The 11,812-nt window shown below is 53.4% G+C and carries 12 protein-coding genes; 4 read left to right on the top strand and 8 right to left on the bottom strand.

Annotation, left to right across the window (positions count from 1 at the left end; all coding sequences use genetic code 11):
* Positions 1-11 precede the first annotated feature (11 nt).
* Positions 12-1,070, bottom strand: coding sequence for a Gfo/Idh/MocA family protein (locus tag M891_RS0106735; protein WP_036699567.1), 1,059 nt, complete (start codon positions 1,068-1,070; stop codon positions 12-14).
* 149 nt (positions 1,071-1,219) lie between these two features.
* Between M891_RS0106735 and M891_RS0106740 the strand changes: the two genes are divergently transcribed.
* Positions 1,220-2,041: an AraC family transcriptional regulator gene (locus M891_RS0106740; RefSeq protein WP_009225296.1), complete on the top strand. Its 822-nt coding sequence runs from the start codon at positions 1,220-1,222 to the stop codon at positions 2,039-2,041.
* A gap of 87 nt (positions 2,042-2,128) precedes the next feature.
* On the opposite strand, the gene M891_RS0106745 is transcribed toward M891_RS0106740, so the two are convergent.
* On the bottom strand, positions 2,129-2,830 hold the full coding sequence (locus M891_RS0106745; protein WP_028538289.1) for a TerC family protein: 702 nt from the start codon (positions 2,828-2,830) through the stop codon (positions 2,129-2,131).
* 455 nt (positions 2,831-3,285) lie between these two features.
* Between M891_RS0106745 and msrB the strand changes: the two genes are divergently transcribed.
* The gene (msrB, locus tag M891_RS0106750) at positions 3,286-4,275 is read left to right on the top strand and encodes a peptide-methionine (R)-S-oxide reductase MsrB (protein ID WP_028538290.1); all 990 of its coding nucleotides are present in this window, start codon (positions 3,286-3,288) and stop codon (positions 4,273-4,275) included.
* Positions 4,276-4,340: 65 nt separating this feature from the next.
* Here the strand turns inward: msrB and M891_RS0106755 are convergent, their stop codons facing one another.
* The gene (locus tag M891_RS0106755; protein WP_028538291.1) at positions 4,341-4,907 is read right to left on the bottom strand and encodes a CGNR zinc finger domain-containing protein; all 567 of its coding nucleotides are present in this window, start codon (positions 4,905-4,907) and stop codon (positions 4,341-4,343) included.
* 130 nt (positions 4,908-5,037) lie between these two features.
* Here M891_RS0106755 and M891_RS0106760 point away from each other — a divergent pair, with 130 nt between their 5' ends.
* The gene (locus M891_RS0106760) at positions 5,038-5,523 is read left to right on the top strand and encodes a DinB family protein (protein ID WP_028538292.1); all 486 of its coding nucleotides are present in this window, start codon (positions 5,038-5,040) and stop codon (positions 5,521-5,523) included.
* Positions 5,524-5,550: 27 nt separating this feature from the next.
* Here M891_RS0106760 and M891_RS0106765 read toward each other — a convergent pair whose 3' ends face one another.
* Positions 5,551-6,216 carry a YitT family protein gene (locus tag M891_RS0106765; protein WP_028538293.1) on the bottom strand — a complete coding sequence of 222 codons (666 nt, stop codon included), beginning with the start codon at positions 6,214-6,216 and terminating at the stop codon, positions 5,551-5,553.
* 444 nt (positions 6,217-6,660) lie between these two features.
* On the opposite strand from M891_RS0106765, the gene hmpA reads away from it, so the two are divergent.
* On the top strand, positions 6,661-7,866 hold the full coding sequence (hmpA, locus tag M891_RS0106770) for an NO-inducible flavohemoprotein (RefSeq protein WP_028538294.1): 1,206 nt from the start codon (positions 6,661-6,663) through the stop codon (positions 7,864-7,866).
* Positions 7,867-7,937: 71 nt separating this feature from the next.
* Here hmpA and M891_RS0106775 read toward each other — a convergent pair whose 3' ends face one another.
* From M891_RS0106775 to M891_RS0106790, 4 genes are all read right to left on the bottom strand, one after another.
* Positions 7,938-8,450 (bottom strand): Crp/Fnr family transcriptional regulator, encoded by a 513-nt coding sequence (locus M891_RS0106775; protein ID WP_009225289.1) that lies wholly within the window; start codon positions 8,448-8,450, stop codon positions 7,938-7,940.
* A 123-nt stretch (positions 8,451-8,573) separates the two neighbouring features.
* Positions 8,574-9,503 (bottom strand): hypothetical protein, encoded by a 930-nt coding sequence (locus M891_RS0106780; RefSeq protein ID WP_028538295.1) that lies wholly within the window; start codon positions 9,501-9,503, stop codon positions 8,574-8,576.
* Positions 9,504-9,514: 11 nt separating this feature from the next.
* Complete coding sequence (locus M891_RS0106785; RefSeq protein ID WP_036645319.1) at positions 9,515-10,855, bottom strand: nucleotide sugar dehydrogenase; 1,341 nt, start codon at positions 10,853-10,855, stop codon at positions 9,515-9,517.
* A 66-nt stretch (positions 10,856-10,921) separates the two neighbouring features.
* Positions 10,922-11,731 (bottom strand): response regulator transcription factor, encoded by an 810-nt coding sequence (locus M891_RS0106790; RefSeq protein ID WP_028538296.1) that lies wholly within the window; start codon positions 11,729-11,731, stop codon positions 10,922-10,924.
* Positions 11,732-11,812: the final 81 nt, after the last annotated feature.

Genomic DNA, 11,812 nt, shown 5'->3' on the forward strand with positions numbered 1-11,812 from the left:
AAGTAAGTCCCTTAGAGCTCTACAGGGCTCAACAGGATATGCCGGCCTTCATTCGAGGACCGGGCAACCGCATGCATCGCTTCCAGAACATGATAAGCCAGTTTCCCGCTGGCTCGATGCTCCCGGCCTTCCTGCATCGCTTGCACCATTTCCTCAATACCGCGTCCCCGCTCGTTATCTTCGCTGGCAAATACCGGCGGCAACGTCTCCCAAGTCTCTTCTCCGGCCCGACGAAGCTTCACCTCGCCGGTAAACCAGTTCGGATCTGGGACTTCCAGCGTGCCTTCGGTGCCATAAATCTCCATCCGCGGCAGCATGCTCCCGCCTCGCACATCAAAGCTGGTCACCAGCGTACCGATCGCCCCTCCCACGAAATCCAGCGAAGCACTGTAATGGGTTGGCGTATGAACGGGGATCCGGGTGCCCGCTTTCGGTCCCGAGCCGATCGTCCGCTCCGGAATCTGACTTCCCACCGAACCGCTGACCCGGCGAATCGGTCCCAGCAATTGGACTAGCGCCGTCAGATAGTACGGCCCCATGTCAAACATCGGCCCGCCGCCATCGACATAGAAAAACTCGGGATTCGGATGCCAGCGTTCCGGCCCGCCGCTGACCATAAACGCGGTAGCTGCCACCGGACGTCCAATCAACCCGTCATTAATCGCCTTGCGGGCCGTTTCCAGCCCGGCGCCAAGGAAGGTATCCGGGGCACAGCCGACGCGGAGGTTGCGTGCCGCAGCCAGCTCCAGCATTCGTCTGGCGTCCTCCAAGCGGATCGCCAACGGCTTCTCCACGTAAACGTGCTTACCGTGCTCCAGAGCCGCAATGTTAATCGCTGCATGGGATGAAGGCACCGTGAGATTCAGAATCAGGTCGATTCTAGGATGCCGTAACATTTCTTCAACTGTGAATACGTTTTCAATTCTGAATTCCTCGGCCCGCTCGCGCGCCTTCTCCGGAAACTGGTCGGCCAGCGCCACAACCTTCAGCCTGTCGCTCTTCGCCAAATGACGGAGGTAAGCCGGACTGATGTTGCCGCAGCCGATAATGCCAATCTGGATGTCTGTCATTTTGGTCACTCCTGCCAAGCAGATGTTTGTCAATTTGATGCGCTACCCATGTACCATGGTATTTCAAATTGCTCCAATGTAAAATGAATAATATGATTGAAACATGAACAATCTGGTCATTTTTTTCGAGAACCCTGTGGAGGACACCGATGAACAAAGAGGTAAACCTGCAAATTTTACATGCCGGCTATTCGTTGCACCGCAAGCCGTTCCACACGACCCAGCCGAACGGGCACGAAAATTATCTGATCCGCCTGCAGACGTTAGGCAAATGCCGTACGCGGTTAAACGGGCGGCTGGAGTTGCTTGAGCCTGGGGATTTGCTGCTGTTTGCCCCCGGGGACCCTTACGAGCTGAAAATCGAAGCCGAAACGAACGGAACAGGCGAACCGGTGGTTTCCAGCGGAGATTACCATATTTTTTTGTCCGGGGAATGGATCGAGTCCTGGTGGAACCGCCGGCCGCTTCCGCACCGCTTGAAGGTTCCCCTGTCCGAAGGGATGGTTGGGGCCTTCCGGCAGATTATGCTGGAGCAGCGCCGCATCTCCAACCCGATGCCGGAAATCTCCGAGTACTACTTGAAGATTCTGTGCCTGGAGATCGAACGGAATTTGCTCGAGCAGCCGCAGCCCACCTATCCTACCTATCTTGCCCACCGTCTGAAAAATTATATCGAAGAAAACGCCTCCTCCCCATTTAAGCTGGAGGACGCTGCAGCCCACGTCGGCATCAGCGTGTCGCGGGCGGTGCATCTGTTCAAGCAGGCCTTTGGCACCAGCATGATTCAATACACGCTGGAGGTGCGGCTGAACATGGCGCGCGAGCGGATTATTTTCAGCCCTCTGTCGCTGGAGCACGTTGCGGAAAGCTCCGGTTTCCCCAGCTACAACTACTTTCATAAAGTGTTCCGCAAGCGGTTTGGCATGTCGCCTAAGCAGTTTCGTTTATCTGCCCGGGAGAACAACACTTAACTCCGGAGCCAAAAAATCGCAAAAAAACAACGCCGCGACGGGCCAAATGATCAGCCACCTGCGGCGTTGTTTGCATGCGTTTTTCCTTTAACTTCCGTTTGTCTGCGGCATCGCTTTCGCTTGGTGAAGCCGCGCTTTGCGCTTCTTCATGAATTTGCCCAGCAGCACGACAGCGGCGATGATGAGCAGCTCGAAGCCGTATTTAATCCAAGGGCTGGCGAACCAGTCATGAATCAGCGGTTCTTCGACGATCATCTTGGATGCTGTCCAAGCCAGCACGGCTGCCCCAATCGTAATGACGATCGGAAAGCGTTCAGTCAGCTTCAAAATCATCGTGCTGCCCCAAACCATAATCGGTACGGATACGGCCAGACCGATAATGACCAGCATGGTGTCCCCGTGCGCCGCGCCAGCTACCGCAAGCACGTTGTCGAGGCCCATCATGGCATCGGCGATGATGATCGTGCGGATGGCCGCCCACATCTGGTTTCCGGCCTTGATCTCATGACTTTTCTCCTCAATCAGCAGTTTATAAGCAATCCAGACTAATGCAAGCCCCCCGGCAAGTCGTAAACCCGGGATGTTGAGCAGCTGCACGACGAGCAGTGTCATGATCACCCGGATCAGAATCGCCCCCAGGGTCCCCCATACGATAACTTTCTTCTGATCCTGTTGCGGCACATTGCGGGCGGCAAGCCCAATGACGATCGCGTTATCCCCGGCTAAGACGAGGTCGATCAGGACGATGGATAATAAGGCCATCCAAAATTCCGGTGACAGTAAGTCCATGTTCTCTCCCCTTTCTAAATGTTCCATGCAACGGATCTATTTTTTCTGGATAACGGCCTCGCCATTCACGTCAATTGCCGCTGGCCTGCAAAGGCTGCGAGACGGTACAATCGGACGTTCGATATGGCTGGGACTACGGGAAGATCCCACCGTTCCAAAAAAAATACGCCGTGTCCGTATTGGGCACGACGCATTTACGCATCAAAAAAGACCTTTACCCAATACTCGCTACGGGCAAAGGTCTCGCTAACAACTCTTCGTTGCCAATAAAGCCGGGGTATGTATAACTCCCGTAATGACGACTTTATTGTAACAGCTACTCCCCTTTGGGAACCATGCATGTTTTATTGAGTTATATTATAGCACGCACTTTACGAGAGAACCAGCCTTTTATGCTATCATTTTGGCTTTGTGCCAAAACAAGTTATAATAGTGATGAAATGGAGGGATCCCAAATGAGTCCATCATCAAATTCCAATCTCAAATTAGCCACGTTTGCCGGAGGCTGCTTCTGGTGCATGGTATCGCCATTCGAGGAACTGCCCGGCGTTCACGGCATTATTTCTGGATATACCGGCGGTCATACGGTGAACCCTACGTACGAGGAAGTTTGCGCCGGGAATACCGGGCATTACGAAGCCGTGCAAATTACGTACGACCCGGACATCTTTCCTTACCGCAAGCTGCTGGAGTTGTATTGGCAGCAAATTGATCCAACGGACGAAGGCGGCCAATTCCATGACCGCGGCGATTCGTACCGGACCGCGATATTTTATCATGATGAGCAGCAGCGTCTGGAAGCGGAAGCTTCCAAGCAAGAGCTTGCGCAAAGCGGCCGCTTCGATAAACCGATTGTCACCCCGATTCTGCCGGCAGCCCCATTCTATCCTGCCGAGGAGTATCATCAGCAATACCATAAGAAGAATCCGGGACACTACCGGCTGTATCGCAAAGGCTCCGGCCGCGAGGATTTCCTGGAGCGCCACTGGTCCGGCCCTGCCGATCGGGAAGAGCTGAAGCGCAAGCTGACGCCGATCCAATATGAGGTCACGCAAAATAATGCGACCGAGCGTCCTTTTACCGGAGAGTATTGGGACCATGAGGATGAAGGCATTTACGTCGATGTCGTTTCCGGCGAGCCGTTGTTCAGCTCCCGTGACAAATACGATGCCGGCTGCGGTTGGCCGAGCTTTACCCGCCCGATCCGGAGCTATCACATCAAGGAGAAGACCGATACCAGCCATTTCATGATTCGCACTGAAGTGCGCAGCCGGCTGGGCGATTCCCACCTGGGTCACGTCTTCGAGGACGGTCCGGAACCAACAGGACTCCGCTATTGCATCAATTCGGCAGCGCTCCGCTTCGTGCCGAAGGCCGATTTGGAGAAGGAAGGGTACGGCGAATATCTGTACCTGTTTGAAGATGAGCCCAAATCGCAAAAGTAATACCTGAAACAAGAAACAGGCAGCCCCTCTCGGCCGCCTGTTTCTTGTTATTTATGAAGAACAAGCTATTGCTCGCCTGGATCGGTTCCCGCCTTCTTCCGGGCGCGAAACCTCCGCACCTTCATCAAATTGCCGCACGTCTTGTCTTCACAGTATTTCTTCGTCCGGTTACGCGTGTCATCGTAAAAAAACCAGCGGCAATCCGGGTTATCACACAGGCGAATTCTTGACGTTTCCCCGTGAAGCAGCGTTTCACCGAAGCTGGCGGCAATCTCTGCCCGCACATGGCGCCAGTCCTCCGTCACTGGAACATATTGCAGCCGGATGTCTCCCGGTTCTCCGGACAACCTGCGGGTAACCAGATCCTGCGCCAAATGTTTATTGAGCACCTGCCAATCCGCCTCCTCCATCTTACCGCCTCCCGCCAGTTTGACCGTTAAGGCATGCAGGCGTTCCCGAAAATGACGCATGGCCAAGACCTCTTCCGCCGGCATCGGCACAGGAGCAGTCAATTGCCATTGATTAAGGAACCACTGCTGCCAGTTCAGCTTTTCCAGCCGATCTTCGCTGCGTCCGCTTCCCCGCCAGTCATGCCACTCGCTGTTCAAAAAATCACTCCATAATGTTTCCACTTCGAAGCCCCCAAATCCGTAACGACCTAATCAATAAATAAATGGTTACATTTCTCATTTCTTCTGCTACAATATCATTGTAACCCTTGAAATCGTAATTAGCCAGTTACAATGATAAGGAGGAAATGGAATGAGCATTACCCCCGTCGATTTACTCGTTGTGCAAAAGGACAATACTTGGGATGTCGAGGAATGGATCGTGCCGTTGTCGACAGCATTGGAGGGATTGACCGCCGAGCAAGCTGCTTGGGCTCCTCCGGGAGGCGGAAATACGATCTGGCAAACCGTCAATCATATCAACTACTATAACGGGCGGATGCTCAGCCGTTTGAAAGGAATCGAACCAGGCCCCCGATTCGAAACGAACGAAGAGAGCTTCAACGGTACTGGAGTTCAGGACGAAGCGGCCTGGGAAGACGTGCTCGCTGAAACGAAACGAATTCAATTGGAATTGCGCGAAGTGATCGCTTCCTTGACCGCTGAAGCCCTGGCGGCACCTTATGTCAATACGGGCGAGTCGTACGGACACGAACTCTCCCGCTGGATGCTGCATGATGCCTATCATGCCGGACAAATCGTATTGATCCGCCGGCAGCAGGGATCTTGGAGATCCTGATCCATCAAAGAGAAAACGGCCCGAGCCTTAAGCTCGAGCCGTTTTCTCTTTGATTGGATGGTAAGGCAGCCGCATCGGCGTAAGCTGTCCCTGACCGTAATGGACGGTCCAGGTAATCACTTTGCCGGCGATCAGCACTGCCAATATGGTAAACATCGTTTCTTTGAATGGTAAATATAACAATGAGACCGTCAGCACGACCGCATCCATGATAATAAACATCGTACCGATCTTGATGCCGGACCACTGGCTTAGAAGCATGGACAAGATATCGTCCCCGCCGCTCGCTCCGCCGGCCCGCAGCACAAGTCCCGCACCGAAACCGGTGAGAAGACCCGACAGTAATGCGGCCAACGGCAGGTTGCCGTGCAGGTTCATCGACAGCGGCGAAAATTGCTCGCACAACTCGTAAACCAGCGAAAACGTCAATGATGCCACCACCGTATTCAGCACGAACCGATGGCCCTTCAACCACCAGGCAAGCACCACGATCGGCAAATCGAGTGCGATCATGGTCAAGGCCGGAGGCAGGTTAAACAAATATTTGCCAAGCAACGCCAGGCCAACAAATCCGCCTTCCGACAATCCGTTCTGAAAATTGATGTGGTAATACGTAAACGCCAATAAACTAGATCCTGCTAACATCATTAATAACCGAGTACCGTACGTCTGCCATCTTGCTATTGTCCTCATTTGGAATCCCTCTTATCGTAGTTTGGTTGACCATTCGGCAACACCCTACGGAGTGAGTCCATGAGGAATTCATCCTTCGCATGATTTCACGCTTCCTTCGTAGGTTTGTCGCCGAAATACCGACTAGCTACGAAAGGAGCTAAGTGTAAGAGAGATCACAACGTTTCCAAATCGTCCTTTGGGATTTCGTCCTTCGGGGACTCATGGTATCCTGATCCTTTCTGTTAGAATTTCTTCTATTCATATTATACCACAAAACGAATCATGACTCCACGGGACAGGCGACAAGCCAATTTATTTCCTTGGATTGTGTGATAGATGTCATTGCATTTTAGTAACAGTTCACACATTGGCAATTTTCGATGTGACGAAAGTCACCTTTTGACCATTCAAGCCTTCCTATACTGAGGTGGAACGAAAAATCAAGGAAAGAGGGTTCCACCGATGCTTGATTCAAAGACGATCGAAATCATTAAATCTACCGTACCTGTTCTCGAAGTTCATGGACAAACGATTACGAAAACCTTCTATCAGACCATGTTCAAAAATCATCCCGAGCTGCTCAACGTGTTTAACCATGCCAACCAACGCCAAGGCAAACAGCCTACCGCGCTGGCGAATGCGGTGTATGCCGCTGCGGCGCACATTGACCGTCTGGAAGAGATTCTTCCGGTCGTTCGCGGCATTGCCCAGAAGCACCGGGCGTTAGGAATCCAGCCGGAGCAATACCCGATTGTTGGCGAGAACCTGCTCGCCGCCATCAAGACGGTGCTGGGTGACGCCGCCACCGAGGAAATCCTTGATGCTTGGGCTAAGGCATATGGTGTCATTGCGGACGTATTTATCAGCGTAGAAGCGGAGATGTACCGCGAAGCCGAGCAAAAAGAAGGCGGTTGGCGCGGATTCCGCCGCTTCATCGTTGACCGGAAGATTAAGGAGAGCGACGTGATCACCTCCTTTTATCTGAAGCCGGAGGACGGCCAAGCGATTGCCGCCTATGAGCCGGGGCAATACATTACTGTCCGTGTGAAACCGGAAGGCCAGGAGTTTACCCATCTGCGCCATTACAGCCTGTCCACGGCACCGGGCAAGCCGTATTACCGGATTTCGGTGAAACGGGAGGATGCTGCGGAGGACCGCCCGGCGGGCATTGTCTCGACCTATCTGCATACCCAGATCGAAGAAGGCGATGTGCTCGAACTTAGCGCGCCGGCCGGCGATTTCACATTGAATCCATCGTCGAACCTGCCGCTTGTGTTGCTCAGCGGCGGCGTTGGTCTTACGCCGATGGTCAGCATGTTGGAAGCAGCGCTGCAAGGCGAAATCAAACGCGATATCGTCTATGTCCACGCCGCTCGCAACGCGAAGCACCATGCGATGAAGGAGCATATTGCCGAGCTCGCACGGACCAACGACAATCTGCGTGCCTACACCGTATATGAAACGTCCGAAGCCGGCGAAGGCTGCGACAAAACCGGCTATATCGATCTGCCTTGGCTGAAGACGATTACGACAGCTGACAGCGACTTTTACTTCTGCGGCCCGGTTCCCTTCATGAAGGCGGTTCGCCGCGCCTTGAAGGAATGGGGCGTGCCCGAAGAGCGGATTCACTTTGAATTTTTTGGACCGGCTGGCACCCTGGACGAATAAGCGGCATACCAAAAGCGCGGATAACCGGAGCAATCCCCGGTTATCCGCGCTTTTGTTCGTGAAGCCGTTTCTTATGACCGTTCGTGACCATGGCTGCGCAGCAGCCGGTTCACCGTCTCTCGCCGCACGCCGATCAGCTGTCCGATCTCTTCTTGAGTCAAATAATCGGTCAAAGGTACGCCATGAGCATGCTGTCCCAGCCATTTCGTCAGCAGCTCCAGACGTTCAGCCGGCGTCCCTATCGTCAAATGGTCAAGCCGCTCCTGCATGAACCGAACCTTCTCCTGCAACAGCTGCGCGACCTCCAGCGGCTTCTTCGGATCCTCCTGAAGCTCGCGATACCATACCTGCGCAGGGATCGCTTCAACCTCGCTGCGCATGAGAGCGATCGCCGTCCCGTGCACCTCTTTCGGGGTAATCAAGGAATGATGCGGTACCGTTTCCCCCGGGTACAAAATATTAAACAAAACCATGTTCCCGTTCGGGTGCAGACGCGTTACCTTAAACAGCCCGCTCTTAATATGGTATAGAAAAGAACCATCGTCCCCTTGACGGAACAAGATTTCGCCTTTATGTAGGATCATGCCAATCTCTCCATTTCCACAACTGCCAATTAGTTTTATTATAGCAAAAACAGAGAAGACTGTCCTAACCAAGATCAAAACAAAGGCTGTCCCCGTCTATTTCTATGGGGCAGCCTTCTGTTATTACGGCCCATTGAGTTTACGATGCCAAGCTTCATAGCTGTGAACGGCAATGCCGGCAAACGATCCGTGCCTTTTCCCCAGCTCCTCTAACCTTTCCATTTCCCGGTCCAGCGAAGCAAGCGGCAGATCATGGAAGGAGACGCCGGGCCCTTCCCGGCTCTCGCCCAGCTCGACGCCCACCCAGACCCGTTTCTTTTGCCGATCCGCTTCATTTAGCGTCCGCTGTGAAATTTCATAGATGCGGCCTGCAGCATCCCGATAGGCCATAATCGCCAAGTAATCGAACTGATCAACCATCCAGTCGCCCAGCGGCAGCTTCAGGGCTCCGCTCGGGTGATCTATCCGATCCAGCCAGAATGGAACGGCCGCACCGATCGCAAGATCGTTATATCTCGCCTCTTCAGTCCAGATACGGATGCCCTCCATCCATTGCTCTACCACGGTTTCTTGATCGTTCCGCCAACGGTCCAGCAAATAGGGCTCAACGTCCAGTTGGACGCCCGCAAACCGCTCCTCCGGCTTCCCTTCCCGGTTGAAGTCGATCACCCATTTCAGAAACGCCTCGGCTTCGCCCCGATGCTCCCGCAGCGCCCAATCCGGATGACCGCTTAAAGCATGCACCTGGATACCTGCCTGGGAGGCAGCGCGGATGAAGCTGCGGTAACTGCCCTGCTCTACCCCGCTGCCAATTTGCAAGAAGATTGTATTCACGCCCTGCCTGCGGACGAAGTTCAGCAGCTCGTCCGGTTGCTGTTCGATCACCTTCGTTTCCCAAATCCAGGTTGCCTTCGCTTGTGAACCTGATGGCCGGATAAAAGCCAATAACATAAACAAAGCCAATAGCAGCATTCCGCCAAGCACCAGCAGGGTCGGCCGCTTGCTTCCCGACAACGCCCGAAGGCGGACGAAGATCGGTTTATTGAGTATCAAGACTCGTATCCTTAACCTACGATCAACGCTGGGGACTCTTCCTGAACTTGTGCAACCGAGTGGCCGATCTTATACACATGCGGCAGCGGATAATCACGGAACGCATTGCGCGTGTCCACGATTGGCACGCCGAGGTGAGCGATGCCTTCATAATCGAAGTTGCTGTGATTCGTCACCAGGACGATGCAGTCGTAGGCTTTGAATCGATCAAGGTCGTATTCGACGCTGTGCACCACGCCGCCGGATTTTTCACGGAAGCTTGTCGCATACGGGTCGTAATAGTCCACCTTGGCGCCGCTGTCCTTAAACAGCTCGTATACGGACAATCCCGGCGATTCGCGCAGGTCGGCGATGTCCGGCTTGTACGCCATGCCAAGGATCAGGATGCGTGATTTTTTAATCGATTTGGCATATTCATTCATGATTTTGGACGTTTTATTCACGACATAATAAGGCATGTTGTCGTTGGTCGACTGCGCCAGCTCGATGAATTGGCTGTAGAACCGGAAGCCCTTCGCTTTCCAGCTCAAATACATCGGATCCAGCGGGATGCAGTGACCGCCGATGCCTGGTCCCGGATAGAACGGCATAAAGCCAAACGGCTTGGTCTTCGCCGCGTCGATGACTTCCCAAATATCGATGCCCATGCGGTCGCACATCATAGCCATTTCATTCACAAAAGCGATATTCACGCTGCGGAACGTGTTCTCCAGCAGTTTGGACATTTCCGCCACTTTCGGCGAGGACACAGGAACAACCGTTTGGACATATTGGGAATACAGTGCCGTCCCCAAATCCAAGCAAGCCTTGGTAGTTCCTCCGATGACTTTCGGGGTGTTGTAAGTATTAAATTTCGGATTGGACGGATCGACCCGCTCCGGCGAGAAGCAGAGGAAGAAGTCCTCACCTACTGTATAGCCCAGCTTCTCCAGCTCGCGTTGAATCAGCTCTTCCGTCGTCCCCGGATAAGTTGTGCTTTCCAGCGTAATCAGCATGCCTTTTTTCATGTACCGCTTCAACTGATCCACCACGGTGACGATATAGGAGGTATCGGGATCCTGATTTTCGCTCAGCGGCGTCGGCACGCAGATGCTGACCGCGTTAATTTCGGACAGTACCGCGTAATCCGTGGTTGCCTGGAATCGCCCTGTGGCCATCACTTCGGCCAGCGTTTCGGACGGGATATCGTGAATATACGATTCTCCGCGGTGGATTTTCTCGATTTTTGATGTATCCAGATCGATGCCCACCACTCGGAATCCTTGCTTCACCATTTCCACTGCCAGCGGCAAGCCGACATAACCTAAACCCACTACGCCCAGTACGGCGGTTTTCGATTCAATCGCATTCATCAGCTTCTGGTAATGATTGTTCACAGGTTTCTACCTCCATTATGTTCTCTGTATTGGAATCAGATGTTATTGGATGCAACGGCGAATTCGCGCGTCGAGTTCAACCGGGGAGAACGGCTTGGTGATATAATCGTCTACCCCGTTTTGGAAGCATAAGCTGATCGTTTTCTCGACCCGCTGCTCCGTTAGCACAACGATTTTAGGCATCTGCTCGTTGCCGACCTTCTGAATTTGATGGATATACGGCAGTCCATCGATCCCGTACAGGTTCAGCTCCGTCAGCACCAGATCCGGCTTCCAATCGGCAATCAAGTCCAGGGCGGTCAAGCCGTTATCGGCTGTCATCGTTTCATAGCCCTGCATATTCAGCCGGATTTGAAGGAATTCGCGTACCGCCGGATCCCCTTCCACGATTAGGACTCGGCTTTTGACAACCAGCATGTCAGCCTTAGTAAAAATATAAATATCATCGGAGTAATTCTGTTTGGCTTTTTCCTCGATTTGACTCAGCACCTGCGGGGTAATCGCTGCCTGCGAAGTGAAGCTGGCCAGCGCCATCCGCGGACGGTAATCGGCAATGCGCTCCTGCAGCTGCTGCTTCAGGCGCAAGCCTTGATAGTGAACGGCATCCAGTGTCAGGCCTGGCAGCAGTACCGCCACGCTTCCTGGCTCATCCCCGCTCCATACATCAAACTGAAGTCCAGGTTCAGACTCCAAAATTCCCCGCACCTGGGATGCCACGTAAGAGGGGCCGCCTGCGGAATAAATGAATACCACCCCGTTTACCTCGCTGGCTGTTTCCCTCACGCGTTGCCCCATGCCGGCGTATAAGCCGGATTGTTCCGTTTGGTTATGCAGTGCTGTCAGGTTTGACATCATTCATTCCCGCCTTTCTTCTTCCGTAAGTTTATCCTTAAGTTTGGTTACTTCTTGGATCCAAGCCTTCCTTTGCCCTAT

Source organism: Paenibacillus sp. J14, assembly GCF_000518465.1.
Classification (GTDB): Bacteria; Bacillota; Bacilli; order Paenibacillales; family Paenibacillaceae; genus Fontibacillus; species Fontibacillus barengoltzii.

Coding starts and splice junctions, on each gene's coding strand:
- M891_RS0106735 (WP_036699567.1), bottom strand. CDS start 1,070: ATGACAGACATCCAGATTGGCATTATCGGCTGCGGCAACATCAGTCCG.
- M891_RS0106740 (WP_009225296.1), top strand. CDS start 1,220: ATGAACAAAGAGGTAAACCTGCAAATTTTACATGCCGGCTATTCGTTG.
- M891_RS0106745 (WP_028538289.1), bottom strand. CDS start 2,830: ATGGACTTACTGTCACCGGAATTTTGGATGGCCTTATTATCCATCGTC.
- msrB (WP_028538290.1), top strand. CDS start 3,286: ATGAGTCCATCATCAAATTCCAATCTCAAATTAGCCACGTTTGCCGGA.
- M891_RS0106760 (WP_028538292.1), top strand. CDS start 5,038: ATGAGCATTACCCCCGTCGATTTACTCGTTGTGCAAAAGGACAATACT.
- M891_RS0106765 (WP_028538293.1), bottom strand. CDS start 6,216: ATGAGGACAATAGCAAGATGGCAGACGTACGGTACTCGGTTATTAATG.
- hmpA (WP_028538294.1), top strand. CDS start 6,661: ATGCTTGATTCAAAGACGATCGAAATCATTAAATCTACCGTACCTGTT.
- M891_RS0106775 (WP_009225289.1), bottom strand. CDS start 8,450: ATGATCCTACATAAAGGCGAAATCTTGTTCCGTCAAGGGGACGATGGT.
- M891_RS0106785 (WP_036645319.1), bottom strand. CDS start 10,855: ATGAATGCGATTGAATCGAAAACCGCCGTACTGGGCGTAGTGGGTTTA.
- M891_RS0106790 (WP_028538296.1), bottom strand. CDS start 11,731: ATGTCAAACCTGACAGCACTGCATAACCAAACGGAACAATCCGGCTTA.